We start from the raw sequence: 18,890 nt of genomic DNA, 5'->3' as shown, positions 1-18,890 counted from the left end.
AAGATCGCGCCCACGTTCATGGTGACATGCAAGGGAGAAACGTGCGCAGCGATCACTCAGGCGACGTGCGGACGGGGCGTCCGGTCGTCCCGGTTGTCCCCGACACCGTCGCCGGAGTGCGAGCTCCACTCGTGCCGCATCTCCGACCCGATGCCGCGGGCGTTGTCCGGACCGCCGTGGTCCCGGAAGTCATGGTCCCGGAAGTCATGGTCCCGGGAGCCGTGGTCCGGACCGCCGTGGTCCCGGAAACCATCGTCCCGGAAGCCGTCGTCCCGATCCCCGGGCCGGTCCGGTCCACCGGGGTGGAAGCCACCGGGCCCAGGGTCGAACGCCACGACGGCCGAAGCCGGTGCGGACGAGGCCGCGCCGGTCGCGAGGACGGCGGCACCGAACATGGCGGCACCGCAGAGCAGGAGCGAGCAGGAACGCTTCATGCCCCCAACGGTGCGGGTCCGTGCAAAACGGGCGCAACGACGCTGCGCCGTCGGGGTAGCCCCTAGTTGGTCGAGACCTCAGCGATCGAGCGGGCCTGGTCGAGCCACTTGGCGATCTCCACCATCAGCCCCAGGTCCGGGAAGCTGTTTGCCCGGAAGTCCTCGGCCATCGAATCGACACCGGCCCGAATGGATCCGGCGCCCGGCACCGGGAGATCGGCGACCAGCAGCGCGACGTCGGACAGACTCTTGTCCAGCCGCGCCAGGATCTCCTGGCAGGCGGGCTGGTTCTCCGCGTCGGCGGCCGCGACCAGGGCCTGGACGTCGTCCATGAAGGCGACGTAACAGGAGACGGCGACCCGGGCGCTGATCACCCAGTTGGGACGCCCGTCCAGGACCTCGGCGGTTGCCGCGTCGAACTGCCGCGCGAACCGCTCCGCCTTCTCCTGCTCGGTCCAGGCCTCGATGCCCACGTCGTCCCCCACACCTCGGTGTCCCGATGTCGGTCGACCCGGGATATAGAGGTTGGACGTATGGCGAAATCGCCCGGGCTCGTCCTTTCGGGCATTCCCGGCCGTCGTTCGGAGGATGCGCAGGCGCCGCGATCAGGTCGAGAACAGGGGATGGATCTTCTGCACGAGTTGGTAGATGCCGTAGCCGAAGGGCACACCGACCCAGATCCAGGTCACCAGCACCAGCAACCGCGGGTCGACGGGCCGTCGGGGTGCGGATTCGTGGCTCATGCGGGCGTTCCGATCGCCGGCGGGACAGTGACTTCCGCGATCTGGCCCGCGTCCGAGGTTCTGTGGAACCGCGGGTTGACCGGGCGGATCAGTTCGTTGCAGAGGAATGCGATCACCAGCAGCCCGATCATCATCCCGAAAGCCGGGGTGTAGATGGACGGGCCCTTGTGGCCGCTGTTGATCCGGTCGTCGGCGATCCGGTTGACGATCAGCGGCCCGAGGACCCCGGCGACCGACCAGGCCGTGAGTAGGCGCCCATGGATCGCACCGACCTGGTAGGTACCGAACAGGTCGCGCAGATAGGCCGGGACGGTGGAGAACCCGGACCCGTAGAAGGACAGGATCAGCATGCAGGCGACCAGGAACAGCGCCTTGTTGTTGTCCTTCGCGGTCAGCACGAACAGGTACAGCAACGCACCGCCGCCCAGGTAGAACCGGTACATGTTCTTGCGGCCGACGTAGTCCGACGCGGTCGACCACAGGATCCGACCGATCGCGTTGGACAGCGACAGGATCGCCACGAACCCGGCCGCAGCCGCGGTCAGCGCCTTGGGCGAGGCGGCATGCGGGAAGAAGTCCTGGTAGATCGGTGCGGCCCGCTCCAGGATCCCGATGCCCGCGGTGACGTTGAAGCACAGCACCACCCAGAGCAGCCAGAACTGCGGGGTCTTGATCGCGTTGGCCGCGGACACGTCCGTCATGCTGGGCGCCACCCGCTTCACCGCGGCGGCGGGCGCCTGCCAGTCGTCGGCGGGGACCCGGACAAGCACCCAGCCCATCGTCATGAACACCGCGTAGCAGACCGCGAGCACCAGGAAGGTCTTCGCGATTCCTTCCTTGGTCGCGGCGGGCGCGATCCCGTGGTAGTGCTGCAGGAGGTTGTTGCTCAGCGGTGACGCGATCAGCGCGCCGCCACCGAACCCACAGATCGCGATTCCGGTGGCCAGCCCGGGCCGGTCCGGGAACCACTTGATCAGGGTCGAGACCGGCGAGATGTAGCCGATGCCCAGACCGATTCCGCCGATGAAGCCGTACCCGACCACGACCAGCCAGAACTGGTCGGTCTCCACGGCCAACGAGGTGATGGACAGGCCGGCGACGAAGAACGCGGCGGACACCGCCATGGCCCACCGGGGGCCCCGGCTCTCCACCTGTCGCCCGAACAGCGCGGCCGAGAGCCCCAGCATCACGATCGCCACCTGGAACGGCAGCGCGCTCAGCGTCCCCGGGCTGTGGCTCCCGTGCAGCAGCGTCGCCTGGAGCGGCTTCTTGAACACGCTCCACGCATAGACCTGGCCGATCGCCAGATGGATGGAGAGCGCTGCCGGCGGAATGAGCCAGCGGCTCCAACCGGGCGGCGCGATGCTGCGTTCACGATCGAGGATCCCGACGCTCATGGCGAACCTCCTCCGACGGTGGCCGGACACTAACGGCGTCGACGGCCCGGTGTGAGATGCATGTAACAGCCGAAACGTCCGGTGCGCCGAAAGGGGGGTTCCGTGCGACAGACGGGTGGGTGTTGGCCGGAAAGACCCCATGCCGGTGCCGGCTTGCGCCGACCCATGGGTCACTTCTACCCCAGCAGCGCGGGTAATTCCTGGACGCCGTACCACTGGAGCTGGTGGTCCTCGATGCCGGAGACAACGAAGGCCGCGTCCTCGTCCCCGGCGTCGGCGGCGGCGATCGACGCGGCCGCGTCCCGGATCTGCTCGGCGACCCCGGGGTCGTCGACGTGGACCGAGGCGAAGTCGGCCACCGGGATCGGTTCGAGTACCGACAGAGCCGCCGGGTGCTGGTCCGGGTCGAGGCGGACCACCCCGTCGACGACGTCGGCGGCGATCACCACCCGCTGCCGCGGCGCGTCCGGATCGGTAGCCAACAGGCGCAGGGAGGCCTCGGCGGCGTCGGTCATCGCGGCGAACTCCAGCTCCTCGGTGTCGCCCGAGGCGTACCACTCGCGCAGCGCCGGGGTCACCGCGAAGGCCGTCGCGGTGGACAGGCCGCCCGCAGCCACCGCCGCCCGCAGCAGCACCAACGTGAGCGGCACGTAGACCCGCATCCAGCCCCCGTCGCCGCACCGCAAACCGACCGGACCAGAACGTATCAGCGGCCCGGCCCACGGACTCCATGTCGATGATCGCGATCCGCAGACTCAGGAGCCTGGATGCCGACCTTCGCCGCCCGCCCTCGACTGGTGCCCGCCCCCTCCGTCGAGCCGCCCTTCGACACAGCTCCCGACTGGCTGCCGGCCCCGCGGCGGCACCAGCCCCTGCAACTGGCGTTCGACCTGCCCGACGCGATCCCCATGTTGCCCCTGCCCCGCTGCGCCGCGCTCCCGTCGGCGCGGCCGGAGCCGCTGGACCGTGACCCCCGGCGATGGTCCGCGACCTTCGCGCAGGCCTTGCTGGAGACGCTGAGCGGTGCCCGCCCGGTCGCGCAACTGGCGACCTGGACAACGCGCCCGGTGCACGGGTTGATCGAACGTCGGGCGGCGCTGGCCGCGGCGCGCGGTCGCGAGGAGCCGGGTGGGCACAACGCCCGGCTGGGCAGGCTGCATCTGTGCCGGCCCTCAGCTCTGGTGGTCGAGGTCGCCGCGGCCATCCACTGGGCCGACCACGCCCGGGCCCTGGCCTTCCGGCTCGAGAGCCGCGGCGGGCGCTGGGTGTGCACCGCGCTGGAACTTGGCTGAGCTGCTGTGGGCGGCACCGGTAGCGTCCCGGGGGTCCGTCGAGTGTCTGGAGACCTGCCCTGTCGAGTTCGAAACTGCCCGCCGCGGTGCTGTGGGACATGGACGGGACGCTGGTCGACACCGAGCCCTACTGGATCGAGTGCGAGTTCGCGCTCGTGGAGTCCTACGGCGGGTCGTGGTCGGAGGATCACGCGCATCAGTTGGTCGGCGGCGACCTGTTGGAGTCCGCGGCCTACATCGCCGAGCACGGCCGCGTGCCGCTGCCGCCGCAGGAGATCGTTCGGGTCCTGCTCGACGGGGTCGTGGCGCGCGTCCGCGAGCACATCCCGTGGCGGCCCGGGGCGCAGGAACTGCTGACCGAACTGGCCACCCTGCGCATCCCCTGCGCGCTGGTGACGATGTCGTGGCGGCGGTTCGCCGAGGCCGTTCTCGACGGCCTGCCGGCAGGCACGTTTTCCGCCCTGGTGACCGGCGACGAGGTCGACCGGCCGAAACCCCACCCGGAGCCGTACCTGTTGGCCGCGCGGATGCTGGGCGCCCGGCCGCAGGACTGCGTGGCGATCGAGGACTCCCCGCGTGGGGTCACCTCGGCCGTGGCCGCCGGGGTTCCGACGTTGGCGGTGAGGCACGTCCTCGGGTTGGAATCCGGTCCGGGGCGCACGGTCGTCGACACGTTGACCGGCTGGACGGCCGCCGACCTCGGCAAGCTGCGCGAGGCCGGCTCCCGCTCCGCCTGACCGGCGCACCCCCCAACCTCCCGTAACGTCAGCGTCAGTTCCGGACCGACGGGTTGGCCGGGGAGGCCTCCACCGCCTCCGCGCGGACCGGCAGTCCCCCGACGACCGCGTCGGCGACCTCCAGACGCACGCGCCGGCCGGTCCCGCCGTCGTCGCCGGGCTCCCCCGGCTCGCCCCATTCCAGCACCGCGGTGCCGCTCAGTTGCAGCATCCGACCGGCCGCGAAATCCGGGACCAGCAGCGCGGCCGAGTCGTCGACGGCCAGGTTCCCGAAGCTGTTGAACATGTTGTTGCCCCGGTAGTCCGGCCACCACAGGCCCGCTTCGTCGACCCGCAGGAATCCCGGCCGGCCGCCACGGTGCGAGGCGTCCGGGCCGAGTTCGGGATGACTGGTTCCGAGGAAGAACGTGTCGGTCGACCGGGCGAACTCGGCGATCTCGGCGGCGGTGGACGGCCGCGGCGCCGCCGCGGTGTCGGTGGGCACGAGCCGCAACTCCCGAGCCTGGATGTATTTCTGGCAGTTGCCGAACGCCTGGTCGACGACGATCCCGAACCAGTCCGGACCCACCTGGATCAGCCGGCCGTTGACCCGCAGCCGGCGGCGGGTCACCAGGTCGATCACGATCATCCCGACCCGTTGCCCGGCGGGCAGGGGTTCGGGGCGGCCGGCCGGCAAGGTGTACACGGCCAGGCGATCGCCACGCAGGTCGAGGAAACCCGGCGGTCCGGACAGCGGAGCGGTCCACAACCGGGCGGCACTGTCGCGGGCGGCGAGCACCGCGAAGTTCCGCTCGGCCAGGAACCGGGCCCGGCCGGGACTGGGGACCGGCGGGGCGAGCATGCCGACCAGTTCCATCGCCGCACTGTGCAACCCGGCCCGGCGCTGGACCGCGACCTCGCCCTCGTGGAAACCCAACTGATCGGTCATGCCGCCGGCAACAACCGCCGTCCCCGAAAGCCTTCCCCGAACAGCAACTTCTGCTGCGTGTCCCACGTATCAGCCGGGGCCGATAGGTGGGACAGGCAGCAGAAGTCGGGGTGCACGCGGGGCCGGGGGTGGTCGTCAGCCCTGGTCGCGGCGGGCCGCGCGGCGTTCAGCCCGGCTCATCCGGGCCTCGTAGCCGCCGCCGTCATCGTCCTCGGAGAATTCGAGGTCGATGTGCTCGTCGAAGTGGATCTCGGCCTGGTCGCCGTCGATGGTCGGGGCGCTGTAGTGCAGCTCGGTCGGCCGGTCCGGGGCCTCCAGGCCGCGGGCCATGATCACCGGGTGCTCGTGCTGGTCGTCGGTCTCGTCGACCTGCTGGTCCTCGTCGACCTGGACCTCGACGTTGAAGATGTAGCCGATCGACTCCTCGCGGATCGCCTCCATCATCGCGCTGAACAGCTCGAAGCCCTCCCGCTGGTACTCCACGAGCGGGTCGCGGGACGCCATTGCCCGCAAGCCGATTCCCTCCCGGAGGTAGTCCATCTCGTAGAGGTGCTCGCGCCACTTGCGGTCGAGGACCGACAGCACGACCCGCCGCTCGAGCTCGCGCATGACCTCCTCGCCGAGGGCCGACTCGCGGTCGTCGTAGCGGTCGAACGCGTCGTCCTTGATGGCCTCACGCAGTTCCTCGTCCTCGAGGCTGGCCTTGTCGCCGTTGACCTTCTCCAGCACTTCGGACGGCATCAGCTGGATCGGGTACAGCTGCTTGAACGCGGCCCAGAGCTTGTCGAGGTCCCACTCCTCGGCGAAGGTGTCGCCGGTCTCGGCCGTGATGTAGGCGTCGCACGTGTCCTCGAGGAAGCTGAGGACCTGGTCGCGGAGGTTCTCCCCGTGCAGCACCCGGCGGCGCTCCTCGTAGATGACCATGCGCTGCTTGTTCAGGACCTCGTCGTACTTCAGGACGTTCTTGCGGATCTCGAAGTTCTGCTGCTCGACCTGCGACTGCGCGGACTGGATCGCCCGGGAGACCATCTTCGACTCGATCGGCACGTCCTCCGGCACGTTGAGCCGGGTCAGCACCTGCTCGACCATCTGCGACTTGAACAGCCGCATCAGGTCGTCGCCGAGCGACAGGTAGAACCGCGACTCACCCGGGTCGCCCTGCCGGCCGGACCGACCACGCAACTGGTTGTCGATCCGTCGGGACTCGTGGCGCTCCGTGCCCAGCACGTACAACCCGCCGACGCCCACGACCGCGTCGTGCTCGGCCATGGCGCCCTCGGTGGCCGCGGAAAGCGCGGCCGGCCACGCGGCCTCGTAGTCCTCGGGGTTCTCCTCGGCGCTCAGCCCACGGGCCTCGAGTTCGGCGTGCGCGAGGAACTCCACGTTGCCGCCGAGCATGATGTCGGTGCCTCGACCGGCCATGTTGGTGGCGACGGTGACAGCGTTGAGCCGCCCCGCCTGAGCGACGACCGCGGCCTCCCGCGCGTGCTGCTTGGCGTTCAGCACCTCGTGCCGGATGCCCCGCTTCTTCAACAGCGACGACAGGTGCTCGGACTTCTCCACCGAGACGGTGCCGACCAGGATCGGCTGGCCCCGGTCGTGGCGCTTGGCGATGTCCTCGACGACCGCGTTGTACTTCGCGGCCTCGGTCTTGTAGACGAGGTCGGCCTGGTCCTTGCGGATCATCGGCTTGTTGGTCGGCATGTTGACGACGCCGAGCTTGTAGATCTTGTCGAACTCGGCGGCCTCGGTCATGGCGGTACCGGTCATGCCGGACAACTTCTCGTAGAGCCGGAAGAAGTTCTGCAGGGTGATCGTGGCGAGAGTCTGGTTCTCGTCCTTGATCTCCACGCCCTCCTTGGCCTCGATGGCCTGGTGCATGCCCTCGTTGTACCGACGGCCGGCCAGCACGCGGCCGGTGTGCTCGTCGACGATCAGGACTTCGCCCTCGACGACGATGTAGTCCTTGTCGCGCTTGAAGAGTTCCTTCGCCCGGATCGCGTTGTTCAGGTAACCGATGAGCGGGGTGTGCACCGACTCGTAGAGGTTGTCGATGCCCAGCCAGTCCTCGACCTTGCTGATGCCCTGCTCGTGGACGGCGACCGTGCGCTTCTTCTCGTCGAAGGAGTAGTCGTTGGTCTCGGCGACCTTGCCCTCGCGGATCGAGTCCTTGGCCGGCTCACCGGCGCGCAGCATCAGCACCAGGCGGGCGAACTCGGTGTACCACTTCGTGGCCTGGTCCGCCGGGCCGGAGATGATCAGCGGGGTCCGGGCCTCGTCGATCAGGATCGAGTCGACCTCGTCGACGATCGCGTAGTGGTGCCCGCGCTGGACCATCTCCTCTTCCGACCACGCCATGTTGTCGCGCAGGTAGTCGAAGCCGAACTCGTTGTTCGTGCCGTAGGTGACGTCACAGTGGTACTGCGCGCGGCGGACGTCCGGCGGCTGCTGGGCGATGATCGTGCCGACGGTCAGGCCGAGGAACCGGTGCACCCGACCCATCAGGTCGGCCTGGTACTCGGCCAGGTAGTCGTTGACGGTGATGACGTGGACGCCATTGCCGGTGAGCGCGTTGAGGTAGGTCGGGCAGGTCGCGACCAGGGTCTTGCCCTCACCGGTGCGCATCTCGGCGATGTTGCCCAGGTGCAGCGCCGCGCCACCCATGATCTGGACGTCGTAGTGCCGCTGCCCGAGTGTCCGCTTGGCGGCCTCGCGGACTGTCGCGAAGGCCTCCGGCAGGATGTCGTCGAGGGTTTCCTTGCCTTCGGTCAGCCGCTTGCGGAACTCGTCGGTCATCTCGCGCAGTTCGGCGTCCGACATTTTCTCGAAGTCGGCCTCGAGGGCGTTTACCTGGTCGGCGATGCCGTGCAGCTTGCGCAGCGTCTTGCCCTCGCCGGTGCGCAACATCTTGTCGAGGAGATTGGGCACGCTGACGAACTCCCTGATTGTTCCGGCACCGATGCGGCGCATCGCGCGCGGCTGTGAGCGAGCGCAGCGAGAGCCGCTGTGTCCATTGCTCGGCTTCCTGGCTGTGCCTCGGGCAGGCCCTCGGTACAGCTCAGTTCAGCCGTACTGGCCATCGTATGGGGACAACGTTCGAGCCGGGCGTTGCGCGCCCGGGGGTTCTTTCGTGCCGTCGGCGCGCCGGGGTCCCGCCCCGTGACGAGCTGCGACCTGCCGCCCGAACCGGTCGAGATCTCCGCCGGGCGGATCCAGCTGCGCCCGTGGGAGGAACGGCTCGCCGCCGAGCTGCTCGAGGCCTGCCGGGACCCGGATCTGGGTCGGCTGCCGGGCGGGCCGCCCGCCGCGACCCTCGAGGGCGCCCGGGCGTGGATCGGCGGCCGGGCGCAGGCGTGGCAGCGGGGCGCGCAGCTGGCATTCGCTGTGCAGGAGCCCACCACGGCGGTACTGCTCGGCGGGTTCGACCTGCGCGAGCTGGTCGAGGACGAGGCCCGGCTGGTCGGCTGGGTGGCCCCCGGCGCCCGCCGGCGGGGCATCGCAACGGCCGCCGCGGCCACGCTGACGCGCTGGGGCTTCGGCGCTCTCGGCCTGGAACGGATCCGGCTCGACCATGTGGTCGGGGACGCCGTCGCGTGCGCGTTCGCCCGCCGCAGCGGCTTCGCTGTCGGTCCGCCGGACCTCACGGGGAACACCTGCCCCACCGGGCACCACCTTCGTTCCTCCGACGACCCGGCCCCGTGACGACCGGCCACGTGCAGGGGTCGATCGGCGGATCGGTAGAGTTTGCTGTGACTGATCGGTTTCGCGGCAAGCAACGGTAGGAGCGGCGTGATGGCCCAGGCGCAGTTCACCGGCCACGGCGCGAACGGCCGACCGATCTCCTGGTTGGCCGTCTTCATCATCGTCGTCGGTTTCACCATCGGCGGCGTGGGCCTCTGCATGAACCCCCCGATCTGGTGGATCTTCTGGGTCGGGTGCGGAATCACGGCCGCCGGGGCCGCGCTCGGGTTCGCCTGCGACATGATGGCCGACTTCACCACCGAGGAGCACTGACCGCTCCCTGAGCCCCGCCCGGTGACCACGCCGACGCGCGACACCCTTTCCGCCGACGAGGCACGCCGGATCACGCTGCGCGCCCAAGGCTTCCTGGGCGCGCCCAGGGCCGGCCGCGGCGCCGCCGCGGTGCGCTCGGTGCACCGTCGGCTGGGTGCCGTCCAGCTGGACACGATCTCGGTGCTGGCCCGTTCGCACCAGCTTGTCCCGTACGCCCGGCTCGGTCCGGTCGGTCGGCCCGCGGTCGAGGCGGCCCTGTGGGACGGGGGCGCCGTCGAGTACTGGTCGCACGCCGCCTGCGTGATCCCCGCCGCGGACTGGCCGTTGTACGCCTTCCGGCGCCGACACTTCGCCGAGCGCGGCATGCGCTGGCACGACCGCCCGGCCGACTCGGTGTTCGCCGACGTCCGGGCCGTCCTGGCGGCGGAGGGGCCGATCACCACCAAGGAACTAGGCGGCGCCAAGACCGCCGGCGAGTGGTGGTCGTGGGGTCCGCGCAAGATCGCGATCGAGTTCATGCTCGACCTCGGCGAGGTCGTGTGCACCCGCCGGGCGGGCTGGCGACGGGTCTACGACCTGCCGGAGCGTGCCCTGGCAACCGAGGTACGGGCCGCGGACACCCTCGACGACGCCGCCTGCTTCCGTGGCCTGGTGGCGCTGGGCGGGGCGGCCCTGGGCGTGGCCACCGTCGCCGATCTGGCGGACTACCCGCGTATCTCGCGCGAGGCCGTCACCGCGGCGCTGCCCGCGTCCGGGCTGGTTCCGGTGAGCGTCGCCGGCTGGCGCGACCCGGCCTGGGCGGACCCGGCGGCGCTGGCGGCGTTGGACACCCGCGGCCGCCATCGCACGACCCTGCTCTCGCCGTTCGACTCGTTGATCTGGGACCGGGCGCGCACCCGGCGGGTCTTCGGGTTCACCCATGCACTCGAGGCGTACAAGCCCGCCGCCAAGCGCGACTACGGGTACTTCGCGATGCCGTTGCTGGCCGGTGGGCGGCTGATCGGCCGGGTCGACCCGAGACGGGACGGCCGGGTCCTGGCCCCGCCCGCGGTGTTCCTGAACTCCCCCCGGGCCGTGGCGCCGATGGCCGTCGCGCTGCACGAGGCGGCGGCCTGGGTCGGGTGCGACGAGATCCGGCTGGCACGCGTCGAACCGCCGGAGTCCGCCGCGTCGTTGGCAGCCGCGTTGGCCGCGATCTGATCCCCCGTCAGGTCCCTCGGAACGACGACGGGGTGCCGACCCTGGCGGGCCGGCACCCCAAAGCGGTGAAGCTGGTCAGATCAACGCGGGTCGGGGGTGGTCGAGGAGTTCGAGGTCGTCGGAGCCGGGCCCTCACCGATGTTCTGGGCCTTGATCGAGTCGGCGCTGTCCGAGTCGGCGGTGCGGTGCATCGGCCGCGCGTGGTGGCGCAGGGTGTGCAGACGGTGCGTGCGGCGCGGAGCCATCGCGGTGCCGGGCTCGCCCGGCGTGCTCCGCTCGTCCAGCGTGCCGGGGGTGCCGGTCGTCGCGTGCTCGCCGGTGGCGTGCTCGCCCATCGTGCCGGGGGTGCCGGTCGTCGGGTGCTCGCCCATGGTGCTCGGGTTGCCGGTCGTGCCGTGCGCGCGCGGGGCCCCGGTCGTACCACCCGGAGTGGTCGGGGTGGTCGGGTCGGCCGGGGTCATCTCGCCGAGGTGGCGACCCGGACGGTAGTAGCCGTGGCGCAGGCCCGGGATCCGGTGGATGCGGTGCATGCGGTGCATGCGGGGGCCGAACGGGCGGTGCATGAGCGGGCGGTGCATGAGCGGGCGGTGCATGAGCGGGCGGTGCGGACGGGTCGTCGAGTTCGGCGCGACCGACGGGTCGTCGGTCTGCTCGCCGGCGGCGGGCTTGACCGAGTGGCTCGGCTTGACCGGGCCGGGTCCGTCGGGCGACTCGTTGGTGATGCCCGGGGTCGAGCCCTGGCCGTCGACACCGGCGGACTTGCCGGCACCTGCGCCCCCGGTTGCGGGGTTGTGGCTCGTGACGGGGTTATGGCTGGTTACGGGGTTGTGGCTGGTGGCATGGCCACCCTCGGCCGCGCCGGTGTCCGCGCCCTTGGCATCGCCGCGCGGGGTGCCGGTCTCGGCGGAGTCGCCCACCGGCTTCACCGGACGGGTGTGCCGCGGGTGGGTGGACTGCGGCTGGCTGTACTCGGAGTCCTCGTCGCCCAGGCCCTTGCCGGTCCGACCGGTGCTGCCTGCCTGCTCGCCCGAGGCGTCGCCGAGTTGGTGGGAGGTGCGGGTCTGGTGCGCACCGAGCTTGGGCTCGGCCTTGCCGGGCTGCGAGCCGGCGGCGCCGGAGTCGTCGTTGTCGCTGTCCGGCCGAACGGCCGGCTGGGTGGAGTGCTTGCTGGCCTGGGCCGGCTTGGCCGGAGCGCTCACACCCGGGTCGCCGCCCGGGTCCGGCGTGTCGGTGTGCGTCGCGGCGCCGGCGGCGGGGGCGAGGAACGCTCCTGCCGTCATGACGATTGCGACCGCGCCCGTTAGGACGGACATCCTGCGCATCTTCAATCCCTTCGTCGGCTGCCCGAGAGGGGCCGGAGTTCTCCGGCTGAGCCGCCCGGTCGTGTTCGTGGGGTGTCCGGATTCCGGGCGCGCGCGCCGGAAGCAAGACGTAACGAAGATGATTTAGCCCCAACTGTCACATTGGACACACGACATGCCGCAAACATCAGAATTAATCGTGACTTTCGCCGAAAGACGCTCAATCCGTCTGCGTATGAGACCCAGGTCTCGGGTCCGGAGTCCCCGTCACGGCAGAATCCCTGCATGAAGTTCCACCACGAGATGAACTACGACGCCCCCGCCCCTGCGGTGTTCCGGATGCTCACCGACCCGGACTTCCAGGCCCAGCGCGCGAAGGCGGGCAACCCGGAGCAGGCCGACTCGTCCGTGGTGGTCGCCCCCGACGGCGAGGTGATCATTACGGTCCACCGACTGATGGCAGTCCAGTTGCCGGGCATGCTGCAGAGGCTGACCGGGGACAAGATCCGGATCGTCGAGACGCAGACCTGGCACCCGTCCGACCTGGAGGCCGACGAGCAGACCGGTCGGCTCCAAGCGGGGTTGACCGGGCAGCCCGGTGGGGTCGAGGGGACGCTGCACCTGGCAGGCGACCAGCACTCGACGGACGTCGTGGTCGACGCGGAGATCAAGGTCAACGTGCCGCTGGTGGGCGGCAAGATCGAGGGCTTCATCGCCGAGATGCTGATCAAGTTCCTCACCAAGGAGGAGGAAATCGGCCGCGCCTGGCTGGGCGGGGGCGGCGACAAGCGCTAGTAGGCCACAACGCTCCGATCATCGATGATCGGAGCGTTGTTCTCTCATACGCGGGGCGTCAGCTGATGTCGAGCAGCTTCTCGCGGACCGCGTAGAAGACCGCCTCCATCCGGGAGTGCAGTTGGAGCTTCTCCAGGATGTTGCGGATGTGGTTCTTGACGGTGTTCTCACTGATGAACAAGTCGGCGGCGATCTCCCGGTTGTTCCGGCCGCGGGCGACCAGGCGCAGCACCTCGAGTTCGCGGTCGGTCAGCGTGGGGCTCGGCAGGCGTTCGCGGCCGGACTGCTTGGTGACCATCGCGGCGAACTCGGTCAGCAGCTTGGAGGCCATCGACGGGCTGATCAGCGATTGGCCCGCATGCACGGCGCGGATGCCGCCGGCCAGTTCGTCGACCGAGATCTCCTTGAGCAGGTACCCGGTCGCGCCGGCCTTGATCGCCTCGTAGAGGTCGGCCTCGTCGTCGCTGATCGTGAGCATCACAATGCGTACGCCGGGCACCGCGCTCTTGATCGCCGCGGCGGCCTCGATCCCGGACAGCCGGGGCATGCGGATGTCGAGCAGGACCACGTCCGGGGCCAGTTCACGCGCCGCCTCGACCGCCGCCGCGCCGTCGCCGGCCTCGCCCACCAGGACCAGGTCGGGCTCCTGCGCCAGCACCATCTCCAGACCACGCCGGAACAGCGCATGGTCGTCCGCGACCAGGACCCGGATCGGCTCGCTCGGCGGCCCCGGCTGGCGGGGAATGGCCTCATGGCCTGATTGGGTCACCCGACCAAGCTAACTCGTACCGGCTCATCTGGCCCGGGGAAAGCGAAGACGTACTCGGATCGCGACCCGAGCGCAGGCGGGCCGCGACCCGGGAGTGACCCGATCAGGTCATCAGGCGGATGACCCCGTAGTCGTAGCCGCGGCGTCGATAGACCACCGAGGGGCGGCCCGCGTCGGCGTCGACGAACAGGTAGAAGTCGTGACCGACCAGTTCCATCTCGTAGAGGGCCTGGTCAAGGCTCATCGGATCGGCCTGGTGGCTCTTCTCCCGGACGATGAACGGACCGTCGTGCTCGGGATCGGCGAACGGCTCGTCCAACACGGCCTCGACCACCGGCGCCGAGCCGTTCGAGGTGCCCAGTGAGGCTGTCGCCGCGGCGACGGAGACCGGGGTGCGCGCCCCGTGGTGGACCCGTCGGCGGTCGGCGGACTTTCTCAGCCGGACCTCCAGCTTCGAGTGCGCGAGGTCGAGCGCGGCGTAGGGATCGGCGGCCGCGGCTTCGGCCCGGATCACCGGGCCGCGGGTGCGGCAGGTGATCTCGATCCGTTCGCACACGTCGGACTGTCTCGGATTGCGTTCCTTCGAGACTTCGACGTCGAGGCTGATGATCTTCCCGTCCCACTTCTCGAGCTTGGCGAGCTTCTCGATGGCGTGCTGACGGAAACGGTCGGACACCTCGGTACGTCGGCCCTTGACGACGATCTCCACGCGTTCCTCCCTGGAAGTGCGGGAATGGGATCTGTCGGTGCGTCATATTTGTGGGGCGGCTCCTCTCCCGACAAAGGCGACACCTGCCCGGCCGACCTGGTCTTCGTCCCCACATCCGCCTGCTGAGGGGCTCGCAGCGCAGGGCGCCACTACTGCCCTTCTCCCGTTACGAAGGCCATCTGGACCCTCGGCAGGGCAGGACTTACCTCTAAACCGCACCGTGATCGGACGACGAAAAGTCGCCTTACGTGGACCGTTTCGCCTGCGGCTGGCATCGGCTTGCCGACACGCGACCAATCGCGTCCCGGCGCAACCACGGACCCGGGCAGGTGCCATGGAAAGACGCTAACGGCTGTCCCGGCGCGCGAACAGAGCCGAGGCCGGATCACCTGCGACGGCCAGTACCGCAACCCCCACAACCACGACACCGCTCGCCCGAAGCGCCCGACATGCCTCGGCGGCGGTGGCCCCGGTGGTCAGCACGTCGTCGACCACGACCACCTGCCCGGACAACGTGCCCGACCCGGCCAGCCGGCGGGCCCGCCGCAGCCCGAACGCACCGGCGAGGTTCGTCGCACGTTGCGCGGCACTCAAGCCGGCCTGGTCCGCGACCGGGCGCCGATGCACCAGCACGGCGGCGACCCGGACCTCACGACCGGCCGATCGCAGCGTACGCGCGGCCGCCCGGGCAACCCGCGCGGTCGGGTCGTGGCCACGTTCCCGCCGAGCCGCGCGGGTGCTCGGCACCGGAACCAGCGTCACCGCTCCCGGGCCGGACACGATTGCCACCGCGGCGGCCAGCGCGCGACCCAGCGGCGCGGCCAGGTCGGTGCGGCCGCGCTCCTTGTGGGCCAGCACCAGCTGCCGGGCCGGCCCGGACCACGTGGCGCAGGTGGCAACCCGACCGCAGCCCGGCGGCGCGGTGGCCGACCGCGCCGGACCCAGCCCGGCCAGGCACACCGGGCAGGCCGCCACCCGAGCCGAACCCCCGCACCCCGCGCACGGGCCGGGCGCGACCAGGTCGAGCGCCGCCAACCAGAGCCCACGAGGCCCGGACGGCACACCGCCGACGCGGCGGCGATCGGACGTCGTCATGCCGGGCAGCGTGCCGCGGACGCGGGCCCCTCGGCTCCCGCGCAGGCGGGCCTGTGGACGGATCGGAGGCTGTGGACGGCTCAGCCGGGGTAGGTGGCGAAGGTCCCGGTGCCGATCGGCAGCCAGCCGCCGCCGCTGCGCAGTCGGTAGACCTGTTTCTTGCTCGTCGTCGCGATCATCGGCTGCCCGGGCGCCACCGCGATGCCGGCCACATCGGCCAACGACGGGCCGGACTCCGCGGCTTCGCCGCCCATGTCGACCGAGAACGGTTGGGGCGCCGCGTTGTGCTCGGTCGCCAGCACGGTCAGCCGGTCCGGCTCGGACCATCCCACGTCGGCGACGTCGCCCAGGCCGAAGGCCAACCGGCGCAGGGAACCAACCGCGATCGTCGAACCGGAGGTGGAAACCAGGCCGACCTCGACCTCGGGGCCGGCCACCTCGTTGATCACCAACGCCAGCCGCACCCCGTCCGCGGCGACCCGCATCCGGCTGACCTGCCCGGCGGTGAAGCCGACCAGATCCGCCGTGGTGATCGTCCCGGTGGGCGCCAGCCGGCGCAGCGCTCGGGTGTTGCCGCTGCCGTCCAGCACCCAAAGGTTGCCGTCCTGGTCGAAAGTGATCGAGGACAGATCGGTTCCGGTCATCGTGGTCGTCAGATGGTCGGGAGTCTCCGAGTTCGAGGTCCACAGCGTCTTGCGGTCCTTGGAGACGCCCGCGAACATCGCGTTCCCCGGCGAGACCGCCATCTCGGCGACGCTCGTCGTCACGCTGAACGGGCCCTGCTTGGCCGGGGTGGTGGCCACGTAGGTGACGCCGTCCCGGACGAAGTAGGCCGAGGGCGGCGGCGGTCGCAGCGAGGCCTGCGACCACTTGGCCACGTCCGCCAGGGTCAGATCGGCGTTGTTCTTGCCACTTAGCAGGACCGGTCGGCCGCCGGCCGAGACGTCCACCGAGGTGACGTCCGGGTCGGCGGTGATCGTCGTGACCAACTGGGCGATCAGGTTGTCCCGATCGGCCACGACGGCTGGGACCGAGGCCGGGCTGAGGTGGACCTGCGCCTCGCCGGAGACGACCTGGACCGGTGCCTCCAACCCCGAGTTGGCCGGGGCCGCGGAGGTGACGACCGGGCCGAGCCAGCGCGACGGTCCGCGCAGCAGCGCGGTGGCCAGTGCGGTGGGCACGTCGGTGTCGCGGCGCAGGTAGACCGGGTCCGGGACCAGCACGGGTGTCTGCCGGCCGGTGGCCAGGAACTGCAGGTCCAGTTGCGCGTACTCCAGGTCGAAGTCCTGGTGGGACACGAACAATCCGTCGGGGAGCGAGTCGATCCGCCAGTCCCCGTCGACCTGGACCAGCGTGAAATCGGCGGCCACCGCGCGCCCGGGTTCGGCGTCCAGGTAGACGCCCTGGTCGTCGACGGTCGCGGCGACCGGGGCGGTGAACTCCAGGCGGTCCGCGGCCTTGGCCGTGACCTTCTCCTGGGTGTGGTCGTAGACGGTGACCCCGCTGTTGGGCGTCCACCTCGCCGAGGCCGACGAGGTCAGGTACTCCCGCGCGGTCCGCAGACCGTCGTCCTGCACGGCGCCGGAGGCCTCGAGGAATCCGGCGACGATCGAGGAGACGCTGTCGCCGGGTTGCGGTCCCTCCGCGAAGACCCGGACCGCCGGATCGCCACCGGGCCGGTCCTGCGCCTGCGCGACGTTCGCACCGCCGGGCGACCCGCTCTCCGGGATCTGCGCACAGCCGGCAAGCACCAGCCCGCAGCACAGCACGCGCAGAACTGACCCACCGTCAGATCGTTTGCCCGTGCGGAATCTCATGCGTCCCACCCGACCTGCTCGCGCCGGTCAGTCGGCTCCAACGGCAGCGGCGAGGTGGTGAGCACCCCGCCGACCGTACGCGGCAGGGTCAGCCGGAACACCGCACCGGCGTGCGGCTCGCCCCAGGCCTGGAGCCAGCCGTTGTGCAGTTCCGCGTCGCCCTGGGCGATCGACAGGCCCAGCCCCGTGCCGCCGGTGCGCCGGGCCCGCGCCGGGTCGGCCCGCCAGAACCGGTTGAAGACCAACGCGGCTTCCCCTTCGCGCAGCCCGATCCCCTGGTCGCGGACTGCGACGGCCACGGCCCGGGCATCGGCACCGACCAGCACCTGCACGTCGCGCCCCTCACCGTGCTCGAGCGCGTTGAGCAGCAGGTTGCGGACGACCCGTTCGATCCGGCGGGAGTCGATGTCGGCCACGCACTCGCGGTCCGGCACGACCACCTGGATGTGACAGCCGTACTCGCCGGACGCCAACGGCTCGACGCCCTCCACCACCCGGCGCACCAGGTCGCCCAGGTCGGTCGGCTCCGGGTCCAGTACCGCGGCGCCGGCGTCGAAGCGGCTGATCTCGAGCAGCTCGGTCAGCATCGACTCGAAGCGGTCCAACTGATCGTGCATCAGTTCCGCGGATCGGGCGACGGGGGCGCTGAATTCCTCACGTTCCTCGTACAGGACGTCGGCGGCCATCCGGATCGTCGTCATCGGGGTGCGCAGCTCGTGCGAGACGTCCGAGACGAACTGCTGCTGCACCCGGGACAGTTCCTCCAGCTGCCGGATCTGGCGTTGCAGGGCCGAGGCCATGCCGTTGAACGACGAGGCCAGCCGCGCCAGGTCGTCCTCGCCCTGCTCGACCATCCGCTCGGCCAGCTGCCCGGCCGCCAGCCGCTCGGCGACCCGCGCGGCCGAGCGCACCGGCTTGACCGTGCTTCGGGTGACGAGGAACGCGATCGCGCCCAGCAACACGAGAAGGGAGCCGCCGGCCACCGCGAGCCGGGAGCGCACCAGGTCCAACGTCTTCTGCTCACCGGTCATCGGGAACACGAAGTACAGCTGGTAGTTGCCCGCCCCGGCGACCGCGAACTGCTTCCCGACGGCCAACGCCGGGACCCGCGCGGCCTGCTGCGGGCACGGGTCGTCGGTGGTGCCGTAGCAAAGCCCGAGGAACTGCTGGATCGCCCCGCCGCCGGATTCGGCCACAGCCTTGACCAGCGCCGGGGTGACGCTGTCCGGCAGCACCCCGCCGGTCGCCACCCGGACCCGGGCGGCGGGCACGTTCGCGACCGAGTTCGGCGACGGGATCAGCGCGATCTCGTAGAGGCTCGACGACCCGGCCGCGTCGCGCAGCCCGCTGACCACCTGGGTCAGCAACTGGCCGATGTCCGGGCGCTGCGGGGCGCCGGCCGCGTCGAGCTTGGCCTGCGCGGCCGCGAAACCGACGTCGGCCTGGGCCAGCGACGAGGACACCTTCGCCCGGACCAGACCGTCGCGGACCCCGCCCATCACCAGTTGACCGAGCAGGATCAGCACGGTCACCGAGAGCGCGAGCGTGGCGCCGACGACCCGGAACGTGATCGAGCGGCGCCAGTAGCCCAGTAACGCCCGGCCCGGCCGCCCGGCCACTCGGCCCACCGCGCGCAGGCCGCTGCGGTAGCTCACCGGC

19 protein-coding genes are annotated in these 18,890 nt (G+C 70.8%); 6 read left to right on the top strand and 13 right to left on the bottom strand.

Annotated features, from left to right (window positions below; genetic code table 11):
- Positions 1 to 56: 56 nt before the first annotated feature.
- From VHU88_03315 to VHU88_03295, 5 genes are all read right to left on the bottom strand, one after another.
- Complete coding sequence (locus VHU88_03315) at positions 57 to 434, bottom strand: hypothetical protein (GenBank protein ID HEX3610693.1); 378 nt, start codon at positions 432 to 434, stop codon at positions 57 to 59.
- A gap of 62 nt (positions 435 to 496) precedes the next feature.
- Positions 497 to 919: a hypothetical protein gene (locus VHU88_03310; GenBank protein ID HEX3610692.1), complete on the bottom strand. Its 423-nt coding sequence runs from the start codon at positions 917 to 919 to the stop codon at positions 497 to 499.
- A gap of 120 nt (positions 920 to 1,039) precedes the next feature.
- Positions 1,040 to 1,177, bottom strand: coding sequence for a hypothetical protein (locus VHU88_03305; protein HEX3610691.1), 138 nt, complete (start codon positions 1,175 to 1,177; stop codon positions 1,040 to 1,042).
- The gene (locus tag VHU88_03300) at positions 1,174 to 2,574 is read right to left on the bottom strand and encodes an OFA family MFS transporter (GenBank protein ID HEX3610690.1); all 1,401 of its coding nucleotides are present in this window, start codon (positions 2,572 to 2,574) and stop codon (positions 1,174 to 1,176) included. The genes VHU88_03305 and VHU88_03300 overlap by 4 nt, the downstream gene beginning before the upstream one ends.
- A gap of 176 nt (positions 2,575 to 2,750) precedes the next feature.
- On the bottom strand, positions 2,751 to 3,236 hold the full coding sequence (locus VHU88_03295; protein HEX3610689.1) for a hypothetical protein: 486 nt from the start codon (positions 3,234 to 3,236) through the stop codon (positions 2,751 to 2,753).
- Positions 3,237 to 3,341: 105 nt separating this feature from the next.
- Here VHU88_03295 and VHU88_03290 point away from each other — a divergent pair, with 105 nt between their 5' ends.
- Both VHU88_03290 and VHU88_03285 read left to right on the top strand, forming a co-directional pair.
- Positions 3,342 to 3,866 (top strand): Rv3235 family protein, encoded by a 525-nt coding sequence (locus tag VHU88_03290; protein ID HEX3610688.1) that lies wholly within the window; start codon positions 3,342 to 3,344, stop codon positions 3,864 to 3,866.
- A gap of 86 nt (positions 3,867 to 3,952) precedes the next feature.
- Complete coding sequence (locus VHU88_03285; GenBank protein HEX3610687.1) at positions 3,953 to 4,603, top strand: HAD family phosphatase; 651 nt, start codon at positions 3,953 to 3,955, stop codon at positions 4,601 to 4,603.
- Between the two features lie 34 nt (positions 4,604 to 4,637).
- Here VHU88_03285 and VHU88_03280 read toward each other — a convergent pair whose 3' ends face one another.
- Positions 4,638 to 5,531 carry a pyridoxamine 5'-phosphate oxidase family protein gene (locus VHU88_03280; GenBank protein HEX3610686.1) on the bottom strand — a complete coding sequence of 298 codons (894 nt, stop codon included), beginning with the start codon at positions 5,529 to 5,531 and terminating at the stop codon, positions 4,638 to 4,640.
- Positions 5,532 to 5,666: 135 nt separating this feature from the next.
- Positions 5,667 to 8,459 (bottom strand): preprotein translocase subunit SecA, encoded by a 2,793-nt coding sequence (gene secA, locus VHU88_03275; GenBank protein HEX3610685.1) that lies wholly within the window; start codon positions 8,457 to 8,459, stop codon positions 5,667 to 5,669.
- Between the two features lie 231 nt (positions 8,460 to 8,690).
- Between secA and VHU88_03270 the strand changes: the two genes are divergently transcribed.
- The 3 genes from VHU88_03270 to VHU88_03260 all read left to right on the top strand — a co-directional run bounded on the left by VHU88_03270 (position 8,691) and on the right by VHU88_03260 (position 10,745).
- The gene (locus tag VHU88_03270) at positions 8,691 to 9,233 is read left to right on the top strand and encodes a GNAT family N-acetyltransferase (protein ID HEX3610684.1); all 543 of its coding nucleotides are present in this window, start codon (positions 8,691 to 8,693) and stop codon (positions 9,231 to 9,233) included.
- A gap of 90 nt (positions 9,234 to 9,323) precedes the next feature.
- On the top strand, positions 9,324 to 9,545 hold the full coding sequence (locus VHU88_03265; GenBank protein HEX3610683.1) for an HGxxPAAW family protein: 222 nt from the start codon (positions 9,324 to 9,326) through the stop codon (positions 9,543 to 9,545).
- A 21-nt stretch (positions 9,546 to 9,566) separates the two neighbouring features.
- The gene (locus VHU88_03260; GenBank protein ID HEX3610682.1) at positions 9,567 to 10,745 is read left to right on the top strand and encodes a crosslink repair DNA glycosylase YcaQ family protein; all 1,179 of its coding nucleotides are present in this window, start codon (positions 9,567 to 9,569) and stop codon (positions 10,743 to 10,745) included.
- Between the two features lie 80 nt (positions 10,746 to 10,825).
- Here the strand turns inward: VHU88_03260 and VHU88_03255 are convergent, their stop codons facing one another.
- On the bottom strand, positions 10,826 to 12,025 hold the full coding sequence (locus VHU88_03255; protein HEX3610681.1) for a hypothetical protein: 1,200 nt from the start codon (positions 12,023 to 12,025) through the stop codon (positions 10,826 to 10,828).
- Between the two features lie 306 nt (positions 12,026 to 12,331).
- On the opposite strand from VHU88_03255, the gene VHU88_03250 reads away from it, so the two are divergent.
- The gene (locus VHU88_03250; GenBank protein ID HEX3610680.1) at positions 12,332 to 12,841 is read left to right on the top strand and encodes a DUF2505 domain-containing protein; all 510 of its coding nucleotides are present in this window, start codon (positions 12,332 to 12,334) and stop codon (positions 12,839 to 12,841) included.
- A 58-nt stretch (positions 12,842 to 12,899) separates the two neighbouring features.
- Here the strand turns inward: VHU88_03250 and VHU88_03245 are convergent, their stop codons facing one another.
- The 5 genes from VHU88_03245 to mtrB all read right to left on the bottom strand — a co-directional run bounded on the left by VHU88_03245 (position 12,900) and on the right by mtrB (position 18,886).
- Positions 12,900 to 13,610, bottom strand: a complete 711-nt coding sequence (locus VHU88_03245) for a response regulator transcription factor (GenBank protein HEX3610679.1) — start codon at positions 13,608 to 13,610, stop codon at positions 12,900 to 12,902.
- Positions 13,611 to 13,713: 103 nt separating this feature from the next.
- The gene (gene raiA, locus VHU88_03240) at positions 13,714 to 14,319 is read right to left on the bottom strand and encodes a ribosome-associated translation inhibitor RaiA (protein HEX3610678.1); all 606 of its coding nucleotides are present in this window, start codon (positions 14,317 to 14,319) and stop codon (positions 13,714 to 13,716) included.
- A gap of 345 nt (positions 14,320 to 14,664) precedes the next feature.
- Positions 14,665 to 15,414 (bottom strand): phosphoribosyltransferase family protein, encoded by a 750-nt coding sequence (locus VHU88_03235; GenBank protein ID HEX3610677.1) that lies wholly within the window; start codon positions 15,412 to 15,414, stop codon positions 14,665 to 14,667.
- Positions 15,415 to 15,494: 80 nt separating this feature from the next.
- Positions 15,495 to 17,231: an LpqB family beta-propeller domain-containing protein gene (locus tag VHU88_03230; GenBank protein ID HEX3610676.1), complete on the bottom strand. Its 1,737-nt coding sequence runs from the start codon at positions 17,229 to 17,231 to the stop codon at positions 15,495 to 15,497.
- On the bottom strand, positions 17,228 to 18,886 hold the full coding sequence (mtrB, locus tag VHU88_03225) for an MtrAB system histidine kinase MtrB (protein HEX3610675.1): 1,659 nt from the start codon (positions 18,884 to 18,886) through the stop codon (positions 17,228 to 17,230). The genes VHU88_03230 and mtrB overlap by 4 nt, the downstream gene beginning before the upstream one ends.
- Positions 18,887 to 18,890: the final 4 nt, after the last annotated feature.

The organism is Sporichthyaceae bacterium (assembly GCA_036269075.1).
Taxonomy (GTDB): Bacteria; Actinomycetota; Actinomycetes; order Sporichthyales; family Sporichthyaceae; genus DASQPJ01.
This window is presented reverse-complemented; position numbering and strand designations above follow the sequence as displayed.

Bases quoted from the DNA above. Each gene is read 5' to 3' on its own strand.
- VHU88_03295 (HEX3610689.1), bottom strand. From the start codon at position 3,236: ATGCGGGTCTACGTGCCGCTCACGTTGGTGCTGCTGCGGGCGGCGGTG.
- VHU88_03255 (HEX3610681.1), bottom strand. From the start codon at position 12,025: ATGACGGCAGGAGCGTTCCTCGCCCCCGCCGCCGGCGCCGCGACGCAC.
- VHU88_03265 (HEX3610683.1), top strand. From the start codon at position 9,324: ATGGCCCAGGCGCAGTTCACCGGCCACGGCGCGAACGGCCGACCGATC.
- VHU88_03315 (HEX3610693.1), bottom strand. From the start codon at position 434: ATGAAGCGTTCCTGCTCGCTCCTGCTCTGCGGTGCCGCCATGTTCGGT.
- VHU88_03305 (HEX3610691.1), bottom strand. From the start codon at position 1,177: ATGAGCCACGAATCCGCACCCCGACGGCCCGTCGACCCGCGGTTGCTG.
- VHU88_03230 (HEX3610676.1), bottom strand. From the start codon at position 17,231: ATGAGATTCCGCACGGGCAAACGATCTGACGGTGGGTCAGTTCTGCGC.
- VHU88_03290 (HEX3610688.1), top strand. From the start codon at position 3,342: ATGCCGACCTTCGCCGCCCGCCCTCGACTGGTGCCCGCCCCCTCCGTC.
- VHU88_03280 (HEX3610686.1), bottom strand. From the start codon at position 5,531: ATGACCGATCAGTTGGGTTTCCACGAGGGCGAGGTCGCGGTCCAGCGC.
- VHU88_03235 (HEX3610677.1), bottom strand. From the start codon at position 15,414: ATGACGACGTCCGATCGCCGCCGCGTCGGCGGTGTGCCGTCCGGGCCT.
- VHU88_03300 (HEX3610690.1), bottom strand. From the start codon at position 2,574: ATGAGCGTCGGGATCCTCGATCGTGAACGCAGCATCGCGCCGCCCGGT.
- VHU88_03250 (HEX3610680.1), top strand. From the start codon at position 12,332: ATGAAGTTCCACCACGAGATGAACTACGACGCCCCCGCCCCTGCGGTG.